Origin of the sequence: Aeromicrobium sp. Leaf245 (assembly GCF_942548115.1) — a bacterium.
Taxonomy (GTDB): Bacteria; Actinomycetota; Actinomycetes; order Propionibacteriales; family Nocardioidaceae; genus Aeromicrobium.
In genome coordinates this window covers 1,018,050-1,043,011 of record NZ_OW824151.1, presented here as the reverse complement: position 1 = coordinate 1,043,011, position 24,962 = coordinate 1,018,050, and the positions used below count along the sequence as shown (strand labels likewise).

Sequence of the window (24,962 nt, the reverse complement as noted above, 5' to 3'; positions counted from 1 at the left end):
CCCGACCCGTCCCGCCGCTCAGAAGAACGCGTTGCCGCGATCGACGAGCAGCCGGTACAGCGTCTGCTGGATGGTCTCGCGCACCTGGTCGGTGACGTTGAACAGCAGCATCGGGTCGTCCGCGGCGTCGGGCTCGTAGGCGTCGGTGCGGATGGGCTCGCCGAACTCGATGATCCACTTGCTCGGGAGCGGGATCATGCCGAGCGGGCCGAGCAGCGGGAAGAACGGGGTGACCGGCAGGTACGGCAGACCCAGCAGACGAGCCAGCGACGGCACGTTGCCGACGAGGGGATAGATCTCCTCGGCACCCACGATCGAGACCGGCACGATGGGCACCTGGGCCCGCAGCGCGGACGACACGAAGCCGCCGCGACCGAAGCGCTGAAGCTTGTACCGCTCGGCGAAGGGCTTGCCGATGCCCTTGAACCCCTCGGGCCAGACGCCGGCGATCTCGCCGGTGCCGAGCAGACGCTCGGCGTCCTGGGTGCAGGCCAGGGTCGCGCCGGCACGGCGGGCCATCTGGCCCACGAAGGGCAGGGCGAAGACCAGGTCGGCGCCCAGCGGACGCAGGTCGCGGCCGCTGTACTTCTTGACCGCGTACCCGGTCATCACGCCGTCGAGCGGCACCGTGCCCGAGTGGTTGGCCACGAGGAGCGCGCCACCGTCGGTGGGGATGTTCTCCGCACCGCGCACCTCGAGCCGGAACCACGTCTCGGCGAGCGGCTCGACCGCGGCGATGAGGATCTCGGTGAGCTGGGGGTCGAAGCCGAACTCGTCGACCTCGAAGTCCCCGGTCAGCCGCTTGCGCAAGGCCGCGAAGGCGAGGGCGAGCCGGTGCTCCCAGTCGGAGCCGAGGACCCGCTGGGCCGCCTGCGCGACGGCCAGGACGATGTCCTCGACCGGCAGGCCGGGCAGGGTGGCCCTCCCAGATGCCGTGCGCGTCTCGCGTGCCGCCTCCTCGGCCGCAGCGGCGGCAGCAGCCGCGGCGTCCTCCTCGGTGACCGCCCGGAGCCGAGAACCCCCGGCGGTGGACCGCGACGAGGCGGGCCGCTTGGCCGAGGCACCCGTCGCACGCTTGGCCGAGGCGGCCTTCTTCGTCGCCCCGGGGCCGGTGGCGGCGGACTTCTTGGCGCCCGACGTCGCGCCCTTCGTGGTCTTGGCTGAGCCGGACGTCACGGCCTTCGTCGCGGCGGGCGGGGTCTCCACAGCCGGGGTGTCGGCGGGCTCCACGGGCTCGGCCGGTGCCGCAGCCTTGCGGACGGGCTTGCCCGACGCCGGGGTCTTGCCGGCGAGGGAGCGTGCGCCCGAGGAGGGCGAGCCTCCGCGGGAACCGCGTCCGGCTGCGCCCTTCGTGCCGATGGTGCGGCGCTCGTCCGTCATCGGCCACCTCCCAGGAGCGCCAGGACACCGGGTCGCTGCGCGAGTCGGAACTCCTCGAAGACCTGCTCGGTCGTGGCCGAGAGCTCGTAGCCGAAGATGTCGCGCAGGGCGCTGGTGTCGACCGCGCGGCCGTACGTCAGGAGCCGGTGCAGGTCGGGGGAGATCTCGCCGCCCATGCTGCGCACGATCCGTGCCGCAGCGGCACCGAAGCCGATGCCGGGCAGGGGCACCACGGGCTTGCCCATGCGGCGCGCGGCCTGCGACAGCAGCAGCACGCCGGACCCTGCCGCGTTGAACGTGCCGGGGCGGTCCTTCACGACCGACTGCTCGATGATCGAGAGCGTGTCCTGCAGCGAGAGGAACTGCAGCCGGGGGTCGAAGCCGATCACGGCCGGCAGCAGCGGGTTCAGGAAGTAGCTGCGCAGCGGCGACTCGATCTCCGGGTGCAGCGTCTGCGCGGCCCGCACCGTCGTGATCAGGATCTCGGGCCGACGCCGCGCGAAGCCGCGCACGTAGGACTCCACCTCGACGACGTCCTTGGGGAAGCCGGTCCGCACCCCGCCGCGAGCGGAGTCGGACTCCATGAACAGGGCGGGGTCGCGAGGCGACGAGCCGTACACGGCCACCGAGGACCCGACGACGAGCTTGGAGACCGTGGTGGAACGCTGGCAGGCCGCCAGCAGCTGCATCGTCCCGATGACGTTGCGCTCCTTGACGCCGGAGCCGGAGCGGCCCCGGGCCGGGGCGAGGTCGAGGTGGACGACGGTGTCGACGTCCTCGACCGCGATCACCTTCGCGACGACGGGGGTGCGGATGTCGGCGCGGACGAACTTGACGCCGCCGAGGTCACCCTCCGGGGGGCGCAGGTCGATGCCCACCACGCGGTCGATCCCGGCGGACTCACCGAGATCGGCGAGATGGCGCGAGACGCGCGAGGCGAGAGTGCCCGAGACCCCCGTGACGAGGACGACCCGCCCCATAGGTCCCTACTTGCCGAGCTTGCGACGCTGGACGCGGGTTCGCTTGAGCATCTTGCGGTGCTTCTTCTTCGACATCCGCTTACGACGCTTCTTGATGACTGAACCCACGGATATGACCTCTGCTTGTTGCGGAACTGGCGGACGCCAAGACTACGCGACGACGGACTGGACGGCTCAGCCGGCCTCGTAGTAGGACTTCTGGAGGTAGTCCTCGACCGCCTTCTCCGGCACACGGAAGCTGCGGCCGACGCGGATCGCCTCGAGCTGTCCGTTGTGGACGAGTCGGTACACGGTCATCTTGGAGACGCGCATCTGTGCCGCGACCTCCGCGACGGTCAGGAAGGTCGTTCCTGCGGTCATGTCCTCACCTTTGCTTTCGGGGCACCCGCGCCTCCCCGGCTTCCCCTCCGGCGACGCGTCACGAGTGCGTGCTGGGAAGCGTAGTGCCTCGTGGGACGTTTGGGATAGGGGAGACGAAAGTGGCCGGGCGCGACGGACCCGCGCAGGTCACAGGTGCGGGTCGAGACCGAGCAGCGGGAAGGTGTCGGTGCGAGCCGCGAGGATCGAGCGGTCGAGCCAGCTGGCGGGGTCGTAGCCCAGCTCCCAGGCACGGTACGAGGCGGACCGACCGTCGGTCATGCGCTGCGGGGCCCGCACGCCCCGGAGCCGCTCCACGTGGTCGCGCCAGCCCTGGGTCGTCGCGGTCTCGGGGTCCACGTCGTGGTCCGCCAGGATCGCGAGCAGGTGCGTCCACGCCCTGGGCACGACCTCGGTGACCGCGTAGCCGCCACCACCGGTCGCCACCCACCGTCCGCCGCAGACCTCGCGGGCGAGGTCACGCACGGCCAGGTACGACGCGCGCTGGCCGTCGACGCTGAGCATCAGGTTCGTCAGCGGGTCGTCCATGTGGGAGTCGCACCCGTGCTGGGAGACGATGATCTCGGGTCCGAACTCGCGGATCACGTCGGGGACGATCGCGTGGAAGGCGCGCAGCCACCCCGCGTCGGACGTGCCGGGCGGGAGCGGGATGTTGACCGCCGAGCCCTCCGCGCCCGGGCCGCCGGTCTCCGTGGACCAGCCCGTGCCCGGGAACAGCGACTGCGGCCCCTCGTGGATCGAGATGGTCAGCACCCGCGGGTCGTCGTAGAACATGGCCTGGACGCCGTCGCCGTGGTGGGCGTCGACGTCGAGGTAGACGACCTTCTGCGCGCCCTGCGCCAGCAGCCACGCGATCGCGACGCCAAGGTCGTTGTAGATGCAGAACCCGCTCGCCGAGCCCGGCATCGCGTGGTGCAGGCCGCCCGAGACGTTGGCGGCGTGGGTGTTGCGCCCCGTCCAGACCCGACGCGCGGCTTCCAGGGTGGCCCCGGCGATGAGCGCGCTCGCGTCGTGCATGCCGCTGAAGACCGGGTTGTCCTCCGTGCCGAGGCCGACGCTCGGGTCGGCGTGGGTGGGGTGCTGCGACAGCTTGCGCACACGCTCCACGTAGGCGGGCGTGTGGACGGTGCACAGCTCCTCGTCGGTGGCGGGCTCGGCGCCCACGACCTCGAGGTGGTCGAGCACGCCGAGCTCGCCGGCCAGGACCATCGTCAGGTCGACGCGCACCGGCGCCATGGGGTGCGCGGCACCGAAGTTGTACCCGGTGAGGCGTTCGTCGAAGACGAGGCAGGGCCCAGCGGTCTCGTCGCTCGCCCCGGTCGGTTCGGTGTCCGGCATGCTGGCAGCCTACGACGCGGAGAGCTCGGCCGAACGGCGTGCCGCCGCTTCGACCCCCGCACGCAGGGCCGCGTCGACGCCGTGGTCGTCGAACGTGCTGATGGCGGCGTGGGTGGTGCCGTGCGGCGAGGTGACCCGGCGGCGCAGCTCGGCGGGCTCGTCGTCGGTGTCGGCGAGCAGGGCCGCGGCTCCCCGGATGGTCTGCTCCGCCAGGGCCCGGGCGGTGGCGCGGTCGAGGCCGGCCGCCACACCGCCGTCGATCATCGCCTCGGCCAGGTAGAAGACGTAGGCGGGTCCGGAGCCCGAGACCGCCGTGACGCCGTCCTGCTGGTCCTCCGGCACCACGACGACCCGACCGCCGGTCTCGAGCAGGGCCACGGCCTCGGCCAGCCGCGTGTCGTCGCAGGCGGCGCCCGGCGAGACGCCGAACATGCCCTCCCCCACCAGCGCCGGGGTGTTCGGCATGGCTCGCACGACGGCGACGCCGTCGGCCAGCGCGCTCTCGTAGGTCGCGATGCGGACGCCTGCGGCCAACGACACGAGGGTGGCCGCGGGGTCGACGAGCGGGGCGATCTCGGCCACGACGGACGGCACGTCCTGCGGCTTCACCACGACGAGCACCACGCCGGCGCGCTGCACGGCCGCGGCGACGTCGGTGACCTCGACCCCGTGCCGCTGCCTCAGCTCCTCGGCACGCTCGGGCATCTTCTCGCTGACGACGAGGTCGACGGGGCGTCGGCCCGACGCGATCAGGGCGGTCAGCAGCGTCTCGCCCATGACCCCGCCGCCGAGGATCGCGATGCGTGCGGGGTCGATGCCGTCGCTCGAGGTACCAGTCATGACGCCAGCGTAGGCGGGCGTAGCGTCGTGGCCGTGCGCCGTGTCGACCCGTTCCTCCTGCTGCTGCTCGCCGTGGCCGTCGCCGGCTCCGTGGTCCCGGCGACCGGGCCGGCGTTCGAGGTCGTGCGGATCGCCTCCATGGTGGGCATCGGGCTGCTGTTCTTCCTCTACGGCGCGCGACTCTCGGCGGCCGAGACCCTGCACAACCTCCGGCACTGGCGGCTCCAGCTCAGCATCCTCTCGGTCACGTTCGTGGTCCTGCCCGTCCTGGGGCTCGGCGCCCGACTGCTGACCGACGCGTGGCTGTCCCCGCAGCTCGCCGCCGGCCTCCTGCTCGCCACGCTGGTCCCGTCGACGGTGCAGGGCTGCGTCGTCTACACCCGCATCGCCCGCGGCAACGTGGCCGCGGCCGTGGTGAGCGCCTCGACCTCGAACCTGCTGGGCGTGGTCCTGACCCCGGTGCTCGTCGCCCTGCTGCTGGGTGGCGAGGCCCGCGTCGACGCCGACTCCGTGCTGCGGATCGTGCTGCAGCTGCTCGCCCCGTTCGTGCTCGGCCAGCTCCTGCGACCCGTGGTCGGCGGCTGGGTGACGCGCCACGACACCGGGCTCAAGCGCTTCGACCGGTCCACCATCCTGCTGATCGTCTACGTCGCCTTCAGCGAGGGAGCCGAGGCGGGCATCTGGTCGGCCGCCCCCGTCCTGGACGTCGTCGCCGTGGCACTGCTCTGCGCGGCGCTGCTGGGCGCCGCCCTCGGCTGGTGCGTGGCCTGGGGACGGCTCGTCGGGTTCGACCGCGGCGACCGGGTGGCTCTGCTGTTCTGCGGCAGCAACAAGAGCCTCGCGAGCGGCCTGCCGATGGCGACCGTGCTGTTCCCCAGCGACGTCGTCGCGTTCGTCGTGCTGCCGCTCATGATCTACCACCAGCTGCAGCTGATCGTCGGCTCCGTGCTGTCGAGCCGGCTGGGGCGGGCGGGGGCCTAGGTCGTCCGTCCGCGTCGTCGCAGGTAGGCGTAGCACCTCTCGGCGGTCCGAACAGGTGCGTCACCTACCTCTGGCTGCCGCGACACGTGCGTCACCTACCTCCGGTGCCCGGTGGCGGCGAGGGCCACGCCGAGCCCGATCATCGACACGCCGCCGAGGGCGCCGACGGCCTCGCCGCGCCGCGGCGACCGCGCGAACCAGGACCGCAGGCCGCTGGCCACGACGGCCCAGAGCCCGTCGCTCAGCAGACCGATCGCGAAGGCCACGAGTCCGAGCAGCAGCATCTGCGCTGGCACGTGGCCCGCTCCGCGGTCGACGAACTGAGGCAGCACGGCAGCGAAGATCATGAACGCCTTCGGGTTGGTGATCCCCACGACGAAGCCCTGCCGGGCCGCCACCCGCAGCGGGAGGCGCCGCTGCGGCGCAGCCCCGTCGACGTCGGCCATGGTGAGGTCCTTGCGGTGCCGCACAGCCTGCACCCCCAGCCAGACCAGGTAGGCCGCGCCGGCCAGCTTGACCACGGTGAACGCGAGCACCGAACGTTCCAGGATCGCGGACAGGCCGAGCGTCACCAGGCCCACGATCACGAGCAGCCCGGCGGAGTTCCCGACGACGGTCGCCAGGGCGACGGCGCGGCCGTAGGCGAGGGCGCGCCCGATCACGAACACGACGCTGGGCCCCGGGATGGCGATGAGCACGAGCGCGGCGAGGCCGAACGCGACCAGCTGGTCCAGGGAGATCATGGCCGCATCCTGGCACGCGGTCCCGTCGTCGGGGCGCTGTTCGCGGGGTCCGACGCGTGACCCGTCAGGGACGTCGCGCGGCGTGCAGCCGGGCGAAGGCCAGGGCCTCCAGCAGGTCGGCCTCGCGCTCGGCCGTGTCCGAGGCCTTGCGGGTGTTGATCTCGACCACGATCTCGCCGTCGAAGTCGGACTCGGCGACGAGCTCGAGGAACTCCGCGCACGGCTGCGTCCCGCGCCCGGGCACCATGTGCTCGTCCTTCGGCGAGCCGGCCCCGTCGGCCAGGTGCACGTGGGCCAGGCGGCTGCCCAGCGTGCGCGCCATCGCGACCGGGTCGTCCCCGGCGGTCGCGCTGTGCGAGAGGTCGAGCGTGACGTGCGCGTACTCCTCGTCGACGGGGTTCCAGTCGGGCAGGTACGCGTGGAACTCGCGCTTGCCCGTGCGCCATGGGTACATGTTCTCCACGGCGAACACGACGCCGTGCTCGGCCTCGAGGTCGGCGATGCCCTCGACGAAGCCCTTGGCGTAGTCCCGCTGCCAGCGGAACGGCGGGTGCACCACCACGACCGACGCGCCGGTGGCGTGAGCCATCTCGGCGCTGCGGTGCAGCTTGCCCCAGGGGTCGGTGCCCCACACCCGCTGCGTGAGCAGCAGCGTCGGGGCGTGGATCGACACGATGGGGACGCCGTGGAAGTCCGAGAGCGCGCTGCAGGCCACCGCGTCGGTGCTCACGTCGTCGACGCCGACCATGACCTCGACGCCGTCGTAGCCCAGACGCGCCGCGGCCTCGAACCCGCTGGCCGTGCTGCCCGGGTAGACCGACGACGTCGACAGCGAGACCCGCAGCTGCGGGTCGGAGCGGCGCTCGGCAGGCTTCCGGGTCGACATGGCAGGGGCAGCCTAGATCAGCGGACCATGGTCAGGGGACCGGGCCTACAGGTGCGCGAGGTGCTCGAGGAGCACCCCTTCGCGCAGCGCCCACGGACAGATCTCGAGCTCGTCGACGTCGAAGAGGTCCATGGCGGCCTCGGCCACGACCGCGCCGGCCACCATCTGGTGAGCACGGTCCTGGGAGACACCGGGCAGGGCGGCGACCTCCTCGTCGCTCAGGTGGACGATCTCGGAGATGAGCGGGCGCAGGTCGGCGCGGCGCAGCACGCGCCTCACGTACCGACCCTCGCTCGACGGCGCGGCACCGCACATGCGCGCGAGGGACCGGAAGGTCTTGCTGGTGGCGACCGCCCGGTCGAATCCACCGCCACGCAGCAGCGGCCCGGCCACGTCGGCCATCACCGAGCGCGCGTGCAGACGCAGCTCGACGTGACCGCGCTCGCGACGCGGGTCCGACGAGAGCCAGTCGCGGGTGAGACGCCCGGCACCGAGCGGCACCGAGCGGGCGACCTCGGGCTCCTCGTCGGCTCCCACGGCGATCTCGAGCGACCCGCCGCCGATGTCGAAGACGCCGAGGCGGCCGGCGGACCAGCCGAACCAGCGGCGGACCGCGAGGAACGTGAGTCGTGCCTCGTCCTCGCCCGGGAGGACCTTGAGGTCGACGCCCGTCGACTCCCGGACCGCGGCCAGGACCTCGTCGGCGTTGTCGGCGTCGCGCACCGCGGAGGTGGCGAAGGCGACCACGCTGGAGCAGCCGCGCTCGAGCGCCTCGGACTGCGCCTCGCCCACGTACTTCACGAGCCGGGCGAGGCCCTCGCCGGTGACCCGGTTGTCGTCGCCGAGCTGCTCCGCCAGGCGCAGCGGCTCCTTGAAGGAGTGCGCCGGGAGCGGGGGTCCGCCACGGTAGGCGTCGACGATGAGCAGGTGCCCGGTGTTCGACCCGATGTCGAGGACGCCCATGCGCATGGCCCCATCCTCCCACGGATGCCCACGGCCGGGGCGCGGCGTCGGTCTCCGTACAGTGGACGCATGCCGGAGGTCGACCTGGGATTCCCGCGGACGTGGGTCGAGTTCGCGAACCCGGACGACGCCGACGAGGTGTTCCGGTGCGACCTCACGTGGCTCACGTCGCGGTGGACGTGCATCTTCGGCGGCGGCTGCGCCGGCATCTACGCCTCGAGCCCGGACGCCGGGTGCTGCACCCTCGGGGCGCACTTCGCCGACGACGAGGACCAGGCGCGCGTGGCCACGGCGGTCGAGCGCCTGACGCCGGAGCGCTGGTACCGCCACCCCGACGGCCCGAACCCGTTGGACGGGTCGTGGACCGAGACCGACGAGGACGACGAGCCCAAGACCCGCGCCGTCGAGGGCGCCTGCGTGTTCCACAACCCGCGTGGCTTCGAGGGTGGCTACGGCTGCGCGCTCCACGGGCTCGCGCTCGCCGAGGGCGTGCCGCCGCTGACGCTGAAGCCCGACGTGTGCTGGCAGCTGCCGCTGCGCCGCCAGTTCCGCGACGTCGAGCGCGGCGACGGCACCTCCTACTCGGAGGTCCAGATCGGCGAGTACGTCCGGGCCGGCTGGGGCCCCGGCGGTCACGACCTCGACTGGTACTGCTCGTCCAACACCGAGGCGCACGTGGCGCCGGAGCCGCTGTACCTGACCAACCGCGACGAGCTGGTGGCGCTCATGGGCGAGTCGGGCTACGCCGAGCTGGCGCGCCAGTGCGAGGACCACCTCGACGCCGGCGGCCCCAACCCCCACCCCGCGACGGTGGGAGCGACGCCGTGAGAGCCGCTGCGGGAGCGGTCCGATGAGCACCGCGCACCTCACGCTGGTCGACCCCGGTCGTCCGGACACCTGGGCCGTCTGGCAAGAATGGCCCATGCACCTCGACCACCTCTCGTACGCCGCCGGACCCGCTGGCCTCGACGCCACCGTGGCGGAGCTCTCCGAGGCCCTCGGAGCCACGTTCCTCGACGGCGGGGCCCACCCCCGCTTCGGCACCCGCAACATGGTGCTCCCCCTGCGCAACCGTCAGTACGTGGAGGTCGTGGAGGTCCTCGACCACCCGGCCGCCGACAAGGCCGCTTTCGGCCAGGTCGTGCGCCAGCGCACCGAGGCCGGGGGCGGCTGGATGGCCTGGTGCGTGTCGGTCGACGACATGGCCGAGGTCGAGCACCGGATCGGTCGGCACGCCGTGCCGGGCAACCGACGTCGCCCCGACGGCTTCAACCTCGAGTGGCGCCAGATCGGGACCAGCGGCATGAAGGCCGACCCGCAGCTGCCCTACGTCACCTGCTGGGACGTCCCGCCCGAGGAGCACCCGTCGCAGATGGCGCCGTCCGACATCGCCCTCACGGCCGTCGAGATGGCCGGTTCCCCGCAGCGGCTCTCGGACTGGCTGGGCGAGCCCGCCGTGACCGCACTCGAGGAGATCGCCGTCGAGTGGGTGGCGCCCCACGGCCTGCCCGGCATCATGAGCGTCTCGTTCTCCACGCCCGCGGGCGACGTGCGGATCTGAGCCGTCCTCCGGCCCACCCGGCGCCCCGGCGTCACCCATGCGGGCCGCGTACTGACCGGCGCTCCGACCGGGCCGTCAGAGGTAGGTGGCCCGCGCTTCCCCGCCGCCAGAGGTAGGTGGACCGCGAATACGCACGTGGTATCCGCGGCTGCCCTACCGGCGGCCGGTAGATTCCGCGGCCCTCCTACCTCTCACCGAGGAGGACGGTCCCGGCGGGAGCCGACGTGACGCGGGCGCGCCCTGTGCGTGCGGCCGACCTCCTGTCGGCACCCGCGCCTAGGGTGGGCAGCATGCCCACTGCCAAGGCGACCAAGGCCGCCAAGCCCGTCTACGCCTGCGCGGAGTGCGGGTGGACCACCAGCAAGTGGGTGGGCCGCTGCGGCGAGTGCCAGGCGTGGGGCACGGTCGACGTCGCCTCCCCCGCCGCCCGGGCCGGTCGCACGGCCCCGGCCGCCACCGTCACCCCCGCCCGCCCGATCACCCAGGTCGAGGTCGAGTCGGCACGGTCCATCTCCTCGGGCATCGGCGAGCTCGATCGCGTGCTCGGAGGCGGCGTCACGCCCGGCGGCGTGCTGCTGCTCGCAGGCGAGCCCGGCGTCGGCAAGTCCACGCTGCTGCTCGAGCTGGCCGCCCGGTGGGCCCAGCAGGGCCGCCGCACCCTCTACGTCTCCGGCGAGGAGTCGGCCGGCCAGGTACGGCTGCGCGCCGAGCGCACCGGTGCCGTCCACGACGAGCTGTACCTCGCCGCCGAGACCGACCTGGGGGCCCTGCTCACCCACGTCGAGCAGGTGCGCCCGAGCCTGCTCGTGGTCGACTCCGTGCAGACCATCGGCTCGGCCGACGTCGACGGCGTCCCCGGCGGCGTCACCCAGGTGCGCGAGGTCGCCTCGGCGGTCATCCAGCGCGCCAAGGCCGAGGGCATCGCCACCCTGCTCGTCGGGCACGTCACCAAGGACGGCTCGGTCGCCGGTCCGCGGGTGCTCGAGCACCTGGTCGACGTCGTCCTCCAGTTCGAGGGCGACCGCGCCTCACGACTCCGCCTGCTGCGAGCGGTCAAGAACCGTTTCGGTCCGGTCGACGAGATCGGCTGCTTCGACCTGGCCGACTCCGGGCTCGTCGAGGTCCCGGACCCCACCGGTCTGTTCGTCAGCCGGCACGAGCAGCCGGTCCCGGGCACGTGCGTCACGGTCACGATGGAGGGTCGTCGCCCGCTCCTGGCCGAGGTGCAGGCGCTGGCAGTCGAGACGAACGCCCCGTCGCCCCGTCGCACCTCCAGCGGCCTCGACTCCTCGCGCGTGGCCATGATCCTGGCCGTGCTCACGCGGCACTGCGGCGTCAACCTGTCCCGCCACGACGTCTACACGGCGTCGGTCGGCGGCGCCCGTCTGGTGGAGCCGTCGGTCGACCTCGCGGTGCTCGTGGCGGCCGCGTCGGCCCAGGCCGACCGCGTGGCGCCGCGGGGCCTGGTGGTGCTGGGCGAGGTCGGCCTGGCCGGCGAGGTGCGCCCCGTGCGGCACACCGCCGAACGTCTGCGGGAGGCCGCCCGCCTCGGCTTCACCTCGGCCATCGTGCCCGCTCGATCCGAGGGTCTCGACGACGTCCCGCGCTCGCTGCGCGTCACCCAGGTGGCCGACGTCGTCCAGGCGGTGCTGGCCCTGCCGAGCGCGCGTGGTCGCGACACCCCCGCGCGGCCCTAGACTGCTCCCGTGGCCTCCCGACCCGACCTGCGCACCGTCCTGGCAGCGATCGCGCCCGGCACCGCCCTGCGCGAGGGGCTGGAGCGCATCCTGCGCGGCCGCACCGGCGCGCTCATCGTGCTGGGCCAGGACAAGGTCGTCGAGTCCGTCAGCACCGGTGGGTTCGCGCTCGACATGCCCTTCACCGCCACCGGCCTGCGCGAGCTGGCCAAGATGGACGGCGCGATCATCCTCGACTCCGACGCCCAGCGGATCCTGCGGGCCGCCGTGCACCTCATGCCCGACCCGTCGATCCCCACCGACGAGTCCGGCACCCGCCACCGCACCGCCGACCGGGTCGCCCGCCAGACCGGGCTGCCGATCATCTCCGTCTCGGCCTCGATGCACATCATCGCCCTCTACCTCGAGGGCACCCGTCACGTGCTCGAGGACGCGGGCGCGATCATCGGCCGCGCCAACCAGGCCATCGCCACGCTCGAGCGGTACCGCAGCCGCCTCGACGAGGTCTCCGACGCCCTCTCCGCGCTCGAGATCGAGGACCTCGTGACGGTGCGCGACGTCGCCGCCGTGGCCCAGCGTCTGGAGATGGTCAGCCGCATCGCCACCGAGATCGACCAGTACGTGCTCGAGCTCGGCACCGACGGTCGCCTCCTGGCGCTCCAGCTCGAGGAGCTGATCAGCGGGGTCGACGCCGAGCGCGAGCTGGTCATCCGCGACTACATGCCGTCGGGCCGTCGCGGACGCGCCGTCTCGACCGTCCTGAACGACCTCGCACGGATCGACTCCTCCGAGCTGGTCGACCTCACGAGCGTGGCCACCGCCCTGCGCATCGGCGCCGGCGACTCGCTCGACCACCCTCTCGCCCCCCGCGGCTACCGGCTCCTCGCGCGCGTCCCGCGACTGCCCCACACGGTCGTGGACCGGCTCATCGACCACTTCGGCACGCTGCAGAAGCTGCTCGCCGCCAGCATCGACGACCTCCAGACCGTCGACGGCGTCGGCGACCTGCGCGCCCGCGGCGTTCGCGACGGCCTCTCCCGCCTCGCCGAGTCGAGCATCCTCGAGCGCTACGTCTGACCCGTCCCCCTCGTCAGAGGTAGGTGACGCACCGAACCGGGCCGTCAGAGGTAGGTGACGCACCAGATCGCGCGTCCGAGAGGTACGACACCTACCGTCGACCCCTCAGCGAGGGGGTGCGCTGCCGGAGTCCACGACGGAGGCCACCGGGCTCACTCCTCGTCGGGCGCCGGGGTGGGGGTGGTCGTCTTCGGCGACGGCGAGCCGCTCGGCTTCGGGGTGGCGCTCGCGGAGCTGCTGGCGGTGGCCGACGGCTTCGGCTTGGCGGCTGCCTGCCCGAGCCGGAACTTCGCCGACCCGGGCTCGCCGCCGAGGGTGCCGATGCGGAGCGTGTACGTGCCGGGCGAGGCCCAGCCCTCCTTGGCCGAGCAGGCGGGACCGGAACCGCGACCGGACCAGCTGGTGGCCACCGACGTCGACCACCCGGGACTCAACGCGACCGGATCCTCGAGCAGCGCCGACCGGCAGACCGCCGAGTCCCACACCGCCGTGTCACCGCTGCTGATGACGGCGACGAGGTCGGCATCGGCCGGGTCGAGCGTGCAGCCCTTCGCCTCGGTGGTGGACACGAGGAGCTCCACGCGCACCGCCTTCTTGGCCCGCTGGTCGGCCGGGACGGTGGGCGTGATCCGCACCGCCTCCGGGTCGCACGGGGTGCTCGCCGTGGCGAGCGCCACCTGGACGTCCGACTGCGCGGCCTGGGTGGGGGCGGGCTCGGGCGTGGGCGTGCCGCCGGCCGACGTGGACGCCGACGGAGCAGGCGCAGCGGCCGGCGGGTCGTCGTCGGCGCCGCCCGGCCAGAGGGTCACGCCGACCCACACCAGCGCGATGACCAGGGCCAGCAGCATGAAGCGACGACGCCAGTAGATCGCCCGCGGAACGGGGCGTCGGACCGGTCGCGAGCTCACCCTCCGACCCTAGTTCGCGCGGCACCCCGTGCGAGGATCGACGCGCCATGACCTCCTCCCCCAGCACACCGGTCGAGGACCTGCCCGGACTGCACGCCGCGGTGGTCGACTGGTTCGACGCGAACGCCCGCGACCTGCCCTGGCGGGGACCCGTCCGCCGCCCACGGCCCGGCACCCCCACCGGGGGGCCCGACGAGCTGCCCGATCCGTGGGCCGTCCTGGTCTCCGAGCTCATGCTCCAGCAGACCCCCGTGTCCAGGGTGCTGCCGGTCTTCGAGACCTGGATGACGCGCTGGCCCACCCCCGCCTCGCTGGCTGCGGAGCCCTCGGGCGAGGCGGTCCGGGCCTGGGGACGACTCGGCTATCCGCGTCGGGCGCAGCGCCTGCACGCCGCGGCCGTCGCGATCACGACCGACCACGGCGGCCGGGTGCCCGACGACCACGCCGCCCTCCTGGCGCTGCCGGGGGTCGGCGAGTACACCGCCGCGGCCGTCGCGTCGTTCGCCTTCGGGCAGCGGCACGCGGTCATGGACACCAACGTGCGTCGCGTGCTGGCACGCGTGGTCCTCGGCCAGGCGTACCCCTCGACCTCGATCACGGCGTCCGAGCGACGACTGGCGGCAGCGCTGCTGCCCGCCGAGGGCGCCCACCGCTGGGCCGCGGCGACCATGGAGCTGGGCGCGCTCGTGTGCACCGCCCGGGCGCCGCGGTGCGACGTGTGCCCGGTGGCGGACCGCTGCCGCTGGCTCGCGCTGGGCCGACCCGACCACGACGGCCCGCCCCGCCGAGGACAGACCTGGGCCGGCACCGACCGCCAGTGCCGTGGTCGCCTGCTGGCCGTCCTGCGCGACGCCACGGAGCCGGTGGACCAGGGGCGGCTCGACGCCGTGTGGGACGACGCGGCGCAGCGCGAGCGCTGTCTGGACGCCCTGCTGGACGAGGGCCTCGCCCAGGTGCACCCCGACGGCACGTTCAGCCTGTGAGCGCGCGCCTCGGCGACGCTGCGGCGTGACTCAGGGGCTCAGGGAGCGTTCGGCGAGCTCGCGCCTCCACGGCGGCCGATGACGAGGGCGGCCACACCCGCGCCCACGCCCGCGACGAGCAGGAGCAGCCCGGCGATCCGGAAGGGCTTCGGCGCCGACCGGTAGTCGGCGATCTCCTCGTAGCTCTCGATCGAGATCGGGCACCCACCCTGGTCCTCGTCGACGAAGCCGGACGAGGGCGTGCCCTCCTGCACGCACACGGCCTCGGGCTCACCCGGCTGCAGTGCGAAGGCGAGGACGCCTGCCACCACGAGGGCTGCGGCGACGATGAGGAGCTTCTTGGCCTTCGAGGTCATCCCCGCATCCTCGCCCAGCACGACGACGGCGTCCAATCCCGGAGGGATCGGACGCCGTCGTCGTGACTGCTGCGTTCTGCTACTCGGAGCTGCCTGCCTCGACCGCGAGCGGGTCGTGGCCCTCGGTCAGCTCGAGGTCGGCCTTGGGCGTGCCCACGAACGTGAACACGGCCTCGGCACCCTCGCCCTCGACGTCGACCAGGACGATCTCGCCGGCCCGAAGCTCACCGAAGAGCATCTTCTCGGCCAGCGTGTCCTCGATCTCGCGCTGGATGGTGCGGCGCAGGGGGCGCGCACCGAGCACCGGGTCGAACCCGCGACGCGCGAGCAGGTCCTTGGCCGCGGTCGTGAGCTCGATGCCCATGTCCTTGTCGCGCAGACGGTCCTCGAGGTTGCGGACCATCATGTCGACCATCTGGATGATCTCGTCCTGCGTGAGCGGCGGGAACACCACGATCTCGTCGACACGGTTGAGGAACTCGGGCCGGAAGTGCTGCTTGAGCTCCTCGGAGACCTTGGCCTTCATCCGGTCGTACGACCCCATCGTGTTGTTCGCGTCGGCGAAGCCGAGCGAGACGCCCTTGCCGATGTCACGCGAGCCGAGGTTCGTGGTCATGATGATCACGGTGTTCTTGAAGTCGACCACGCGGCCCTGGGAGTCGGTCAGGCGACCTTCCTCCAGGATCTGCAGCAGCGAGTTGAAGATGTCCGGGTGGGCCTTCTCGACCTCGTCGAACAGCACCACGCTGAAGGGCTTGCGGCGCACCTTCTCGGTGAGCTGGCCGCCCTCCTCGTAGCCGACGTAGCCGGGAGGCGCACCGAACAGTCGTGCCACGGTGTGCTTCTCGCTGTACTCGCTCATGTCGAGCTGGATGAGCGCGTCGTCGTCGCCGAACAGGAAGTTGGCGAGCGCCTTGGACAGCCACGTCTTGCCGACGCCCGAGGGCCCGGCGAAGATGAACGACCCACCGGGACGACGCGGGTCCTTCAGACCCGCACGCGTGCGGCGGATGGCACGGCTGAGGGCCCTGATGGCCTGGTCCTGGCCGATGACCCGCTTGTGCAGCTCGGCCTCCATGTTGAGCAGGCGGCCGGACTCCTCCTCGGTCAGCTTGACGATCGGGATGCCGGTGGCGAGCGCCAGGACCTCGGCGACGAGCTCCTCGTCGACGACGGCCACGACGTCCATGTCGCCGGCCTTCCAGGCCTTCTCACGCTCGGCCTTGGCGAGGATGAGCTTCTTCTCCTCGTCGCGCAGGGAGGCCGCGGCCTCGAAGTCCTGCGCGTCGATGGCGCCCTCCTTGCGGCGGCGGACGTCGGCGATCTTCTCGTCGAACTCCTTGAGGTCCGGCGGAGCCGTCATGCGGCGGATGCGCAAGCGAGAGCCGGCCTCGTCGATGAGGTCGATGGCCTTGTCCGGCAGGAACCGGTCGGAGACGTAGCGGTCGGCCAGCGTGGCGGCCGCGACCAGCGCGTCGTCGGTGATGGTGACGCGGTGGTGCGCCTCGTACCGGTCGCGCAGGCCCTTGAGCATGTCGATCGTGTGGGCGATCGACGGCTCCGGCACCTGGATCGGCTGGAAGCGGCGCTCGAGCGCCGCGTCCTTCTCGAAGTGCTTGCGGAACTCGTCGAGCGTCGTGGCGCCGATGGTCTGCAGCTCACCACGGGCCAGCATGGGCTTGAGGATGCTGGCGGCGTCGATCGCGCCCTCGGCGGCACCGGCACCGACGAGGGTGTGGATCTCGTCGATGAACAGGATGATGTCGCCGCGGGTGCGGATCTCCTTGAGCACCTTCTTGAGGCGCTCCTCGAAGTCGCCGCGGTAGCGCGAGCCGGCCACGAGCGCGCCGAGGTCGAGCGTGTAGATCTGCTTGTCCTTGAGCGTCTCGGGCACGTCGCCGCGGACGATGTCCTGGGCGAGACCCTCGACGACCGTCGTCTTGCCGACGCCGGGCTCGCCGATGAGCACCGGGTTGTTCTTGGTGCGGCGGCTGAGGACCTGCATGACGCGCTCGATCTGGTTCTCGCGTCCGATCACGGGGTCGAGCTTGCCCTCGCGGGCGGCCTGCGTGAGGTTGCGACCGAACTGGTCGAGCACGGCCGACGTGCTGGGCGCGGCCTCGGCGGGGGCGCCGGAGGTCTCGGCCTCCTTGCCCTGGAAGCCGGAGACCAGCTGGATGACCTGCTGGCGGACGCGGTTGAGGTCGGCGCCGAGCTTGACGAGGACCTGGGCGGCGACGCCCTCGCCCTCGCGGATCAGGCCGAGCAGGATGTGCTCGGTGCCGATGTAGTTGTGGCCGAGCTGCAGCGCCTCGCGGAGGCTGAGCTCGAGGACCTTCTTGGCGCGCGGCGTGAACGGGATGTGCCCGCTGGGCGCCTGCTGGCCCTGGCCGATGATGTCCTCGACCTGTCCGCGGACGGCCTCGAGCGAGATGTCGAGGCTCTCCAGGGCCTTGGCGGCGACGCCTTCACCCTCGTGGATGAGGCCGAGGAGGATGTGCTCGGTGCCGATGTAGTTGTGGCTGAGCATGCGCGCCTCTTCTTGGGCGAGCACGACGACGCGACGGGCGCGGTCGGTGAACCTCTCGAACATGGGGCCCCCTTGATCGGGTGTGTTCTTGTCAGTCTAGGTGCGGGTGCCCCAGCGCACTGCGGGACGTCCACGTACGTCACACAACTGGAACCCGGGGCCGGGTGTTCCGCTGTTCACCCTGGGCGTAACGACCGCCACCCCCGCCGTGGACGGCGAGGGTGGCGCGGCTCGTGCTCAGGGGCCGGTGCTCAGGCGTCGAGGTCGGCCTCGACGAGTGCGGCGACCGCGTCGACCGCGGCCTGGTCGTCGCCCTGCACGACGATCTCGGTGCCCTGGGCGGCGCCCAGCGTCATGATCATCAGCGCCGATCCGGCGTCGACGGGCTCGCCGCCGGGCGCGGTGAGCGTGACGGGTGAGGACTGCTCGGCCGCTGCCGCGGCGATGGTGGCGGCAGGTCGGGCGTGCAGGCCGACGGCGGAGCCGACGGTGACGGTCTTGCTGGGCATGGTGGTTCCTCTCGGAGGGGGTGGGATGTCAGGCGTCGACGGGGACGCGGGTGTAGACGTGCTCGAACTCGGTGCCGGTCTTCTCGGTCCGCAGCTGCTTGAGCAGCGTCACGGACGCGGCGCTCACGAGCGTGCCGATGACGAGCGCCACCAGGAACCACAGCACGTGGTCGACCGCGAACAGCACGAAGATGCCACCGTGCGGGGCGGCGAGCGTGACGCCCGCGCCCATCGAGATCGCGCCCGCCGTGGCGGAGCCGAGCATCATCGAGGGGATGACGCGCAGCGGGTCGGCCGCGGCGAACGGGATGGCCCCCTCGCTGATGAAGGCGGCACCGAGCAGCCAGGCGGCCTTGCCGTTCTCCTTCTCGGCCTCGGTGTAGAGCGTCGAGCGGACGGCCGTCGACAGCGCCATGGCGAGCGGCGGGACCATGCCGGCGATCATCACGGCAGCCATGATCTTGACCTCCGTGCCGCCGGAGGCGATCGCCTCGGCCGTGAGGCCGGTGGTGGCGAAGACGTAGGCCGCCTTGTTGACCGGGCCGCCGAGGTCGAAGCCCATCATCGCGCCGAGGACGGCGCCCAGCAGGATGATCGAGCTGCCCGACATGCCGTTCAGCCGGTCGGTGAGGCCGGCCGAGAAGTCGGCGATCGGCTTGCCGAGCACCATGAGCATCAGCAGACCGGCGATCAACGTCGTGACGAGCGGGATGATGACGACCGGCATGAGGCCGGAGAGCCAGCGCGGCGCCGGGCGCTTGGCGATCTGGTGGGCGATGACACCCGCCAGGAGGCCGCCGACGATGCCGCCGAGGAAGCCCGCGCCGACCTGGTTGGCCAGGAAGCCCATGACGAAGCCGGGCGCGATGCCCGGACGGTCGGCGATGGCGTAGGCGATGTAGCCCGCGAGCGCCGGCACGAGGAATCCGAAGGCCCACCCGCCGAGCGAGAAGAGCAGCGCGCCGATGTAGGTCGCGAGCGCACTGCCGAAGAGCGCGTGCTCACCAGCGGCCGGCAGGTCCCACAGGGTGTTCTCGAGCGCGATCTTGTTGCCCTCGCCGGTGATGTCGTATCCGGCGAACAGGAAGCCCAGGGCGATGAGCAGGCCGCCGGCGGCGACGAACGGGATCATGTAGCTGACGCCCGTGAGCAGCCACTGCCGCAGCTTCAGGCCCAGGCCTGCTCCCGACGACGACTCGTCGGCCTGCGCGGCGGCCTGGCCGTCGACCCGCTTGGCCGTCGGGTCCGATGCGGCGGCGACGGCCTCGGAGACCATCGTGTCGGGCTCGTTGATGGCGCGCTTGACACCGCTCACGATGACCGGCTTCCCGGCGAACCGCGAGGCGTCCTTCACGCCCACGTCCGTGGCGAAGATGACCGCGTCGGCCCCGGCGATGGTCGCGGCGTTGAGCGGGCGAGCGCCCGAGGAGCCCTGCGTCTCGACCTGGAGGTCGATGCCCGCGCGCTCGCCGGCCTGCACGAGCGAGTCGGCCGCCATGTAGGTGTGGGCGATGCCGGTGGGGCACGCGGTGACCGCCACGACCCGCACGACGGCGGCGCGCGTGTCGGTGGCGGTGGTGGGGGCCGGGGCGGCCGGCGACGCCGCCGCTCCCTCCGCCGCGTCGGCCGTTCCGGACGAAGCCGTGGCCGGCTTCGGGTCCACGACCTCGTCGACGAGAGCGACGATCTCGTCGGCCGACGTGGCCGAGCGCAGCGCGGCGGTGAACTCCGCACGCACCAGGGCGCGGGCCAGGGTGGACAGGAGCGCGAGGTGGCTCGCGTCGGTGCCGGCCGGGGCGGCGATCAGGAAGACGAGGTCCGCGCCCCCGTCGGGTGCACCGAAGTCGGCCCGCGGCTCGAGACGGGCGAAGGCGAGCGTCGGCTCCGTGACGGCCTCGGAGCGGCAGTGCGGGATGGCGATCCCGCCGGGCAGACCCGTGGCGGAGGTGGCCTCGCGGGCCATGACGTCGGCGGCGAGCGCGTCGGCGGAGGTGGCGCGCCCGGCGTCGGCCACGCGCGTGGCGAGCGCCGCGACGACGGACGACGCGTCGGCCCCGAGGTCGGCGTCGAGCGCCACGAGGGCGGGGGTGATCAGGCGGGACATGGTGTTCTTCTCTCGGTGGGAGCGGTGCGGGAGTGGACGAGCAGGACGGTCAGGACAGCGCGGTGACGCCGAGTGCACGCGCCGTGGTGGGCACGAGGGCGTCGACGTCGGCGGGGGTGGGTGGCGTGGAGCCCTCGAGGGCGGCGGCGGCGCTGCCGTGCGCCACCGCGGAGGCGAGGGCGCCTTCGTCGTCGGCGCCGCTCTCGCGGGCGAGCAGAAGCCCGGCGAGGGAGGCGTCGCCGGCCCCCACGGTGCTGCGGGGCGTGATCGGGGGCGACGGGCAGAACCAGGTGCCGCGCGCGGTGGCCAGCACCGCGCCGGTGGCGCCGAGCGTCAGCAGCACCTCGCCGGGGCCGCGCTCGGCGCGCAGCCGCTGCGCCTCGGCCGCGGCCAGGGACGGGTCGGACTCGATGGCCTCGGCGTCGCCGCCGATCAGCTCCACCAGCTCGTGGCCGTTCGGCTTCACGACGTCGGGCGCGTGCTCGGCCGGCCCCGATCCGTCGAGGGCGAGCACGGCGTCGAGTGCCGGTCCGGACGTGTCGACCGCGACCCGGACGCCTGTGGCGCGCAGACGAGGGAGCAGAGCCGCGTACCAGTCGACCGGGACGCCCGGGGGTAGCGAGCCGCACAGCGCCACCCAGGTCGCTCCGCGGGCGGCGTCGACGAGGGCCGAGGCGAGCGCGTCGAGCTCGGCCGGGGCGGGCGAGGTGCCTGGCGCGTTGAGCTTGGTCGTCGTGCCGTCGGGCTCCGCGAGCGTCAGGTTCACGCGGGTGGACCCGGCGACCGGCACCACGACGACCGCGAGACCGGTGGGGCGCAGTGCGGTGAGCAGTGCGTCGTCGGGAGCCACGGGGACCACGGCACGCACGGGGACCCCGGCGGCCTGCACCACCCGGGCCACGTTGAGGCCCTTGCCCCCGGGCTGGTCGGAGGACGGCGCGGTGCGCAGCACGGCTCCGCGCCGGAGGGGGCCGTCGAGCGCGACCAGCCGGTCGATGGCGGGGTGCGCGGTGAGCGTGACGATCATGCGACCACGACCTCCACGCCGGCGCGCTCCAGGCGGCTGACCTGCTCGCGCGCCACGCCACGGTCGGTCACCAGCACGTCGATCTCGTCGATCGGCGCGAAGCTCATGGCGTACTCGGTGTCGATCTTCGAGGAGTCCGCCAGCACCACGACGCGCCGGGCCGCGGCCACGACCGCTCGCTTGACCGCGGCCTCCTCGACGTCGGGGGTGGTCAGGCCACGCTCGAGCGCGATGCCGTTCGTGCCGAGGAACGCGACGTCGAGACGCATGCGCCCGTAGGCCGCGACCGTGTCGGCGCCGACCGCCGCGGCCGTGGTGGGCCGCACCCGGCCGCCCACCAGCAGCAGCGACACACCCTCGTGACGTGCGAGCGACGACGCGATCGAGGTGCCGTGCGTGACGGCGTCGAAGGCGGCGTCGGCCGGGAGCGCGTCGACGAGGGCGGCCGTGCTGGTGCCGGCGTCGAACGCCGCCCAGCCGTCGGCGTCCGGGAGGAAGGCGAGGGCTGCGTGAGCGATCGCCTCCTTCTCGGGGGCGTGCTGCGCCTCCCGGTCCGTGAGCCCGAGCTCGACGACCTGAGCCACCGAGCGCGCGACCGCCCCGCCGTGCACGCGGCGAGCGAGGCCGTGCCGCTGCAGGACGTCGAGGTCGCGGCGGATGGTCTCGCCCGAGACACCGAGCTCGTCGGCGGCGTCGACCACGCTGACCCGGCCGTGCTCGCTCAGGCGGGAGGCGAGGAGAGCGCGACGTTCGGCGGCGTACACAGGAGCTCCTGGAGGTCGGTCCACCTCGTCCCCACGGCCGCGTGCCCCACGTGGGCTACGTGGGCTACGTCACGACATCGTGTGGATTTGTGTGGATTTGATGTTGATGTCTGCCGTTCTACGGGATAACCTCGGGTCATGTCAAGCATGCCGGGCACATCCCCACAGGAATCCATGACCACGGTCACCCTCATCGGCACCCCCGTGGTGGCCGGCGTGGGACACGGCGCCGTGCTGGTGCCCGGCGACCGTCCCGCCGTGCCCGCCGACGAGCCCGCTCGCGACGACACCCCCGCAGTGTTCGCGTCGGCGGCCGCCGTCGTCGCCGACCGGCTGCAGGAGCGGGCCGCCCTGTCCACCGGCTCCGCGTCCGAGGTGCTGAGCGCCACGGCCGCCCTCGTGCAGGACCGCGGCCTGGCCGCCCTTGTCGCGAAGCACGCCGGCGCCGGGAACGGTCCTGCGACGTCGACCTCCAAGGCCGTCGACGAGCTCGTCGCCATGTTCACCGCCGCCGGTGGCGTGATGGCCGAGCGCGTGACCGACCTGCGCGACGTGCGCGACCGCGTGGTCGCCGAGATCCTCGGGCAGCCCGAGCCTGGCGTCGGCGTGCCGACCCAGCCGTCGGTGCTGCTGGCCGACGACCTCGCCCCCGCCGACACCGCCGGCCTGGACCCGACGCTCGTGGTGGGCATCGCCGTCCGGCTCGGTGGACCCACGAGCCACACCGCGATCATCGCCCGCCAGCTGGGCATCCCCTGCGTCGTCGGCATCGTCGACCTGCCGCAGGAGCTGCCTGCCACCGCCCTCGTCGACGGCGGCACGGGAGAGGTCGTGCTGTCCCCCGACGCCGACGCGGCGCGGACCCGGGTCGAGGCCGACGCCGTGCGACGCTCCGCCGACGCCGCGTGGGAGGGTCCGGGCCGCACCGCCGACGGCCACGCCGTGCAGGTGCTCGCCAACGTCCAGGACGCGGCCGGCGCCGAGCGCGCCGCGCAGGAGCCGGTGGAGGGCTTCGGCCTCTACCGCACCGAGCTCAGCTTCCTCGACCGTCCGTCCGAGCCGTCGGTCCAGGAGCAGACGTCGATCTACGCCGCGGTCATGGAGGCGGCGGGCGCGGGCAAGGTGGTCGTCCGCACCCTCGACGCCGGCTCCGACAAGCCGCTGGCGTTCGCCGACATGGGGTCCGAGGCCAACCCGGCGCTCGGCGTGCGCGGACTGCGGGTCGCCCGCCGACGTCCCGACCTCCTGGCCCACCAGCTCGACGCGGTCGCGGCGGCGGCGGACGCCACCGAGGCAGACGTCTGGGTGATGGCACCCATGGTCTCGGTCCCGTCGGAGGCCGCGGCGTTCGCCGCCCAGTGCCGGGAGCGGGGGCTGGTCCCGGGCGTCATGGTCGAGACGCCCTCCGCCGCGCTGCTCGCCGACCGCGTCCTCGAGCACGTCGACTTCGTCTCCATCGGCACGAACGACCTCAGCCAGTACACGTTCGCCGCCGACCGGATGTCGGCCGAGCTGGGCGACCTGACCGATCCCTGGCAGCCCGGTCTCCTGGTGCTCGTGGAGGCCGTGGCGCGAGCCGGGGAGCGTGCCGGCAAGCCGGTCGGCGTCTGCGGGGAGGCCGCCGCCGACCCCGCGCTCGCGTGCGTGCTGGTGGGTCTCGGCGTCACGTCCCTGTCGTGCGCCGCCGGCGCGGTCCGTCCCGTGGGCGCCCGCCTCGCGTCCGTGACGCTGGCCCAGTGCCAGGAGGCCGCCCGTGCGGCCGTGGCCGCCGCCGACCCCACCGCGGCCCGTGCCGCGGTCGCCGACGTCCTCGACGCCTGACCGGCTCGGCGATTCCCATCACGTGATGGGAATCGCGAGCTCACCATGGCTCTCCCCCGCTCACCATGGCGGACCTCCACAGGTGAGTGAGGGAGGACCGAGGTGAGTGCGGGCGGGTCGTCCACACTGCGAGACCGTCGCCACGCGAGGGCGATCCGGCGCACGGTGGTAGCGACCCACCCGCGAGACGTCCGGAGCGACCCATGACCCTCACCGCACCCGATCCCACGACGACGGCCTCCTCGGTCGAGGTGCGACCCGTGGGTGGACGCGTCGGTGCCGTGGTCTCGGGCGTCCGGCTGGGCGGCGGGCTCGCGCCCGAGGAGGTCCGCGACGTCCGCGCGGCCCTGCTGCGCCACAAGGTCCTCTTCGTCCGCGGGCAGCACCACCTCGACGACATCGAGCACCACGCGTTCGCCGCCACCCTCGGCGTCCCGACCTCGCCGCACCCGACGGTCCGCGGCGTCGGAGCGGCGGTGCTGCCGATCGACTCCTCGCACGGCAAGGCCAACGCCTGGCACACCGACGTGACCTTCGTCGACCGCGTGCCGGCGATCAGCGTCCTGCGGTCGGTGACGCTCCCGCCGTACGGAGGGACGACGGTCTGGGCCAACACCGCGGCGGCCTACGCGTCGCTGCACCCCGCGGTCCGGGCGATGGCCGACAGGCTGTGGGCCGTGCACACCAACCGGTACGACTACGCCGCGGACGTCGACGAGCAGCGCATCGGCGGCATCGACGTCGCCGAGGAGACGTACCGGGAGGAGTTCGGGTCGAGGCTGTTCGAGGCCGAGCACCCGGTCGTGCACGTGCACCCGGAGACCGGCGAACGGTCGCTGCTGCTGGGCCAGTTCGTCAAGCGCCTCGTGGGACTGTCCACGCGCGACTCGGCCTCGGTCCTCGAGATGCTGCAGCGCGAGATCACCCGCCTCGAGAACACCGCGCGATGGAGCTGGGAGCCGGGCGACGTCGCGATCTGGGACAACCGCGCCACCCAGCACTACGCGGTGGCCGACTACGACGACCACCACCGCGTCATGCATCGCATCACCGTCGCGGGCACCGTTCCGGTGAGCCTCGACGGCACCCGCTCCACGCAGCGCGTCGGCGACACCTCGGCCTACTCCTCCTGACGG

At 73.1% G+C, this 24,962-nt stretch carries 24 protein-coding genes; 8 read left to right on the top strand and 16 right to left on the bottom strand.

The genetic code is table 11. The features are described from left to right. Positions 1-18: 18 nt before the first annotated feature. From NBW76_RS05185 to proC, 6 genes are all read right to left on the bottom strand, one after another. Complete coding sequence (locus NBW76_RS05185) at positions 19-1,380, bottom strand: 1-acyl-sn-glycerol-3-phosphate acyltransferase (protein ID WP_056556011.1); 1,362 nt, start codon at positions 1,378-1,380, stop codon at positions 19-21. Then, positions 1,377-2,360, bottom strand: coding sequence for an NAD-dependent epimerase/dehydratase family protein (locus NBW76_RS05180; protein WP_056556014.1), 984 nt, complete (start codon positions 2,358-2,360; stop codon positions 1,377-1,379). The genes NBW76_RS05185 and NBW76_RS05180 overlap by 4 nt, the downstream gene beginning before the upstream one ends. Before the next feature lie 6 nt (positions 2,361-2,366). Next, positions 2,367-2,468 (bottom strand): 30S ribosomal protein bS22, encoded by a 102-nt coding sequence (locus NBW76_RS05175; protein WP_012359487.1) that lies wholly within the window; start codon positions 2,466-2,468, stop codon positions 2,367-2,369. Between the two features lie 66 nt (positions 2,469-2,534). Beyond that, positions 2,535-2,720 carry a helix-turn-helix domain-containing protein gene (locus NBW76_RS05170; RefSeq protein ID WP_055963945.1) on the bottom strand — a complete coding sequence of 62 codons (186 nt, stop codon included), beginning with the start codon at positions 2,718-2,720 and terminating at the stop codon, positions 2,535-2,537. A gap of 147 nt (positions 2,721-2,867) precedes the next feature. Further along, positions 2,868-4,076: an acetoin utilization protein AcuC gene (locus NBW76_RS05165; RefSeq protein WP_056556016.1), complete on the bottom strand. Its 1,209-nt coding sequence runs from the start codon at positions 4,074-4,076 to the stop codon at positions 2,868-2,870. 9 nt (positions 4,077-4,085) lie between these two features. Then, a complete protein-coding gene (proC, locus tag NBW76_RS05160) occupies positions 4,086-4,916 on the bottom strand; it encodes a pyrroline-5-carboxylate reductase (protein ID WP_056556019.1) in 831 nt (276 codons plus the stop codon). 33 nt (positions 4,917-4,949) lie between these two features. On the opposite strand from proC, the gene NBW76_RS05155 reads away from it, so the two are divergent. Next, positions 4,950-5,897: a bile acid:sodium symporter family protein gene (locus tag NBW76_RS05155; protein WP_200931199.1), complete on the top strand. Its 948-nt coding sequence runs from the start codon at positions 4,950-4,952 to the stop codon at positions 5,895-5,897. 95 nt (positions 5,898-5,992) lie between these two features. Here the strand turns inward: NBW76_RS05155 and NBW76_RS05150 are convergent, their stop codons facing one another. The 3 genes from NBW76_RS05150 to NBW76_RS05140 form a co-directional block, all read right to left on the bottom strand. Further along, positions 5,993-6,640, bottom strand: a complete 648-nt coding sequence (locus NBW76_RS05150) for a LysE family translocator (RefSeq protein ID WP_056556025.1) — start codon at positions 6,638-6,640, stop codon at positions 5,993-5,995. 64 nt (positions 6,641-6,704) lie between these two features. Then, on the bottom strand, positions 6,705-7,526 hold the full coding sequence (locus NBW76_RS05145) for a sugar phosphate isomerase/epimerase (protein WP_055963929.1): 822 nt from the start codon (positions 7,524-7,526) through the stop codon (positions 6,705-6,707). 45 nt (positions 7,527-7,571) lie between these two features. After that, entirely contained in the window at positions 7,572-8,495 is a 924-nt protein-coding gene (locus NBW76_RS05140) for an exopolyphosphatase (RefSeq protein WP_055963926.1), read from the bottom strand. Positions 8,496-8,558: 63 nt separating this feature from the next. Here NBW76_RS05140 and NBW76_RS05135 point away from each other — a divergent pair, with 63 nt between their 5' ends. The 4 genes from NBW76_RS05135 (at position 8,559) to disA (ending at position 12,824) form a co-directional block, all read left to right on the top strand. After that, positions 8,559-9,317 (top strand): hypothetical protein, encoded by a 759-nt coding sequence (locus tag NBW76_RS05135; protein WP_055963923.1) that lies wholly within the window; start codon positions 8,559-8,561, stop codon positions 9,315-9,317. A 94-nt stretch (positions 9,318-9,411) separates the two neighbouring features. After that, a complete protein-coding gene (locus NBW76_RS05130) occupies positions 9,412-10,050 on the top strand; it encodes a VOC family protein (protein WP_056557150.1) in 639 nt (212 codons plus the stop codon). A gap of 290 nt (positions 10,051-10,340) precedes the next feature. Continuing rightward, entirely contained in the window at positions 10,341-11,747 is a 1,407-nt protein-coding gene (gene radA, locus NBW76_RS05125; protein ID WP_056557153.1) for a DNA repair protein RadA, read from the top strand. A gap of 9 nt (positions 11,748-11,756) precedes the next feature. Beyond that, a complete protein-coding gene (gene disA / locus NBW76_RS05120) occupies positions 11,757-12,824 on the top strand; it encodes a DNA integrity scanning diadenylate cyclase DisA (protein WP_055963921.1) in 1,068 nt (355 codons plus the stop codon). A 152-nt stretch (positions 12,825-12,976) separates the two neighbouring features. Here the strand turns inward: disA and NBW76_RS05115 are convergent, their stop codons facing one another. Next, positions 12,977-13,732, bottom strand: a complete 756-nt coding sequence (locus NBW76_RS05115) for a hypothetical protein (protein ID WP_156364859.1) — start codon at positions 13,730-13,732, stop codon at positions 12,977-12,979. A gap of 47 nt (positions 13,733-13,779) precedes the next feature. On the opposite strand from NBW76_RS05115, the gene NBW76_RS05110 reads away from it, so the two are divergent. Next, positions 13,780-14,715, top strand: coding sequence for an A/G-specific adenine glycosylase (locus NBW76_RS05110; RefSeq protein WP_056556031.1), 936 nt, complete (start codon positions 13,780-13,782; stop codon positions 14,713-14,715). Positions 14,716-14,753: 38 nt separating this feature from the next. On the opposite strand, the gene NBW76_RS05105 is transcribed toward NBW76_RS05110, so the two are convergent. From NBW76_RS05105 to NBW76_RS05080, 6 genes are all read right to left on the bottom strand, one after another. Next, a complete protein-coding gene (locus NBW76_RS05105) occupies positions 14,754-15,071 on the bottom strand; it encodes a hypothetical protein (protein WP_156364860.1) in 318 nt (105 codons plus the stop codon). A gap of 79 nt (positions 15,072-15,150) precedes the next feature. After that, positions 15,151-17,664, bottom strand: a complete 2,514-nt coding sequence (locus tag NBW76_RS05100) for an ATP-dependent Clp protease ATP-binding subunit (protein ID WP_056556034.1) — start codon at positions 17,662-17,664, stop codon at positions 15,151-15,153. A gap of 188 nt (positions 17,665-17,852) precedes the next feature. Further along, the gene (locus NBW76_RS05095) at positions 17,853-18,110 is read right to left on the bottom strand and encodes an HPr family phosphocarrier protein (protein WP_056557156.1); all 258 of its coding nucleotides are present in this window, start codon (positions 18,108-18,110) and stop codon (positions 17,853-17,855) included. Between the two features lie 28 nt (positions 18,111-18,138). Next, the gene (locus NBW76_RS05090) at positions 18,139-20,214 is read right to left on the bottom strand and encodes a fructose-specific PTS transporter subunit EIIC (RefSeq protein ID WP_082482023.1); all 2,076 of its coding nucleotides are present in this window, start codon (positions 20,212-20,214) and stop codon (positions 18,139-18,141) included. A gap of 49 nt (positions 20,215-20,263) precedes the next feature. Next, positions 20,264-21,241 carry a 1-phosphofructokinase family hexose kinase gene (locus NBW76_RS05085; protein WP_056556037.1) on the bottom strand — a complete coding sequence of 326 codons (978 nt, stop codon included), beginning with the start codon at positions 21,239-21,241 and terminating at the stop codon, positions 20,264-20,266. Next, a complete protein-coding gene (locus NBW76_RS05080; protein ID WP_056556040.1) occupies positions 21,238-22,005 on the bottom strand; it encodes a DeoR/GlpR family DNA-binding transcription regulator in 768 nt (255 codons plus the stop codon). Before NBW76_RS05080 ends, NBW76_RS05085 begins: the two co-directional genes overlap by 4 nt. Before the next feature lie 174 nt (positions 22,006-22,179). On the opposite strand from NBW76_RS05080, the gene NBW76_RS05075 reads away from it, so the two are divergent. Beyond that, complete coding sequence (locus tag NBW76_RS05075) at positions 22,180-23,826, top strand: putative PEP-binding protein (RefSeq protein WP_056556043.1); 1,647 nt, start codon at positions 22,180-22,182, stop codon at positions 23,824-23,826. 203 nt (positions 23,827-24,029) lie between these two features. Then, the gene (locus NBW76_RS05070; protein WP_056556047.1) at positions 24,030-24,959 is read left to right on the top strand and encodes a TauD/TfdA family dioxygenase; all 930 of its coding nucleotides are present in this window, start codon (positions 24,030-24,032) and stop codon (positions 24,957-24,959) included. Positions 24,960-24,962 lie beyond the last annotated feature (3 nt).

Bases quoted from the DNA above. Each gene is read 5' to 3' on its own strand.
- NBW76_RS05185 (WP_056556011.1), bottom strand. From the start codon at position 1,380: ATGACGGACGAGCGCCGCACCATCGGCACGAAGGGCGCAGCCGGACGC.
- NBW76_RS05180 (WP_056556014.1), bottom strand. From the start codon at position 2,360: ATGGGGCGGGTCGTCCTCGTCACGGGGGTCTCGGGCACTCTCGCCTCG.
- NBW76_RS05170 (WP_055963945.1), bottom strand. From the start codon at position 2,720: ATGACCGCAGGAACGACCTTCCTGACCGTCGCGGAGGTCGCGGCACAG.
- NBW76_RS05165 (WP_056556016.1), bottom strand. From the start codon at position 4,076: ATGCCGGACACCGAACCGACCGGGGCGAGCGACGAGACCGCTGGGCCC.
- proC (WP_056556019.1), bottom strand. From the start codon at position 4,916: ATGACTGGTACCTCGAGCGACGGCATCGACCCCGCACGCATCGCGATC.
- NBW76_RS05150 (WP_056556025.1), bottom strand. From the start codon at position 6,640: ATGATCTCCCTGGACCAGCTGGTCGCGTTCGGCCTCGCCGCGCTCGTG.
- NBW76_RS05145 (WP_055963929.1), bottom strand. From the start codon at position 7,526: ATGTCGACCCGGAAGCCTGCCGAGCGCCGCTCCGACCCGCAGCTGCGG.
- NBW76_RS05140 (WP_055963926.1), bottom strand. From the start codon at position 8,495: ATGCGCATGGGCGTCCTCGACATCGGGTCGAACACCGGGCACCTGCTC.
- NBW76_RS05135 (WP_055963923.1), top strand. From the start codon at position 8,559: ATGCCGGAGGTCGACCTGGGATTCCCGCGGACGTGGGTCGAGTTCGCG.
- NBW76_RS05130 (WP_056557150.1), top strand. From the start codon at position 9,412: ATGCACCTCGACCACCTCTCGTACGCCGCCGGACCCGCTGGCCTCGAC.
- radA (WP_056557153.1), top strand. From the start codon at position 10,341: ATGCCCACTGCCAAGGCGACCAAGGCCGCCAAGCCCGTCTACGCCTGC.
- NBW76_RS05110 (WP_056556031.1), top strand. From the start codon at position 13,780: ATGACCTCCTCCCCCAGCACACCGGTCGAGGACCTGCCCGGACTGCAC.
- NBW76_RS05105 (WP_156364860.1), bottom strand. From the start codon at position 15,071: ATGACCTCGAAGGCCAAGAAGCTCCTCATCGTCGCCGCAGCCCTCGTG.
- NBW76_RS05100 (WP_056556034.1), bottom strand. From the start codon at position 17,664: ATGTTCGAGAGGTTCACCGACCGCGCCCGTCGCGTCGTCGTGCTCGCC.
- NBW76_RS05095 (WP_056557156.1), bottom strand. From the start codon at position 18,110: ATGCCCAGCAAGACCGTCACCGTCGGCTCCGCCGTCGGCCTGCACGCC.
- NBW76_RS05090 (WP_082482023.1), bottom strand. From the start codon at position 20,214: ATGTCCCGCCTGATCACCCCCGCCCTCGTGGCGCTCGACGCCGACCTC.
- NBW76_RS05085 (WP_056556037.1), bottom strand. From the start codon at position 21,241: ATGATCGTCACGCTCACCGCGCACCCCGCCATCGACCGGCTGGTCGCG.
- NBW76_RS05075 (WP_056556043.1), top strand. From the start codon at position 22,180: ATGACCACGGTCACCCTCATCGGCACCCCCGTGGTGGCCGGCGTGGGA.
- NBW76_RS05070 (WP_056556047.1), top strand. From the start codon at position 24,030: ATGACCCTCACCGCACCCGATCCCACGACGACGGCCTCCTCGGTCGAG.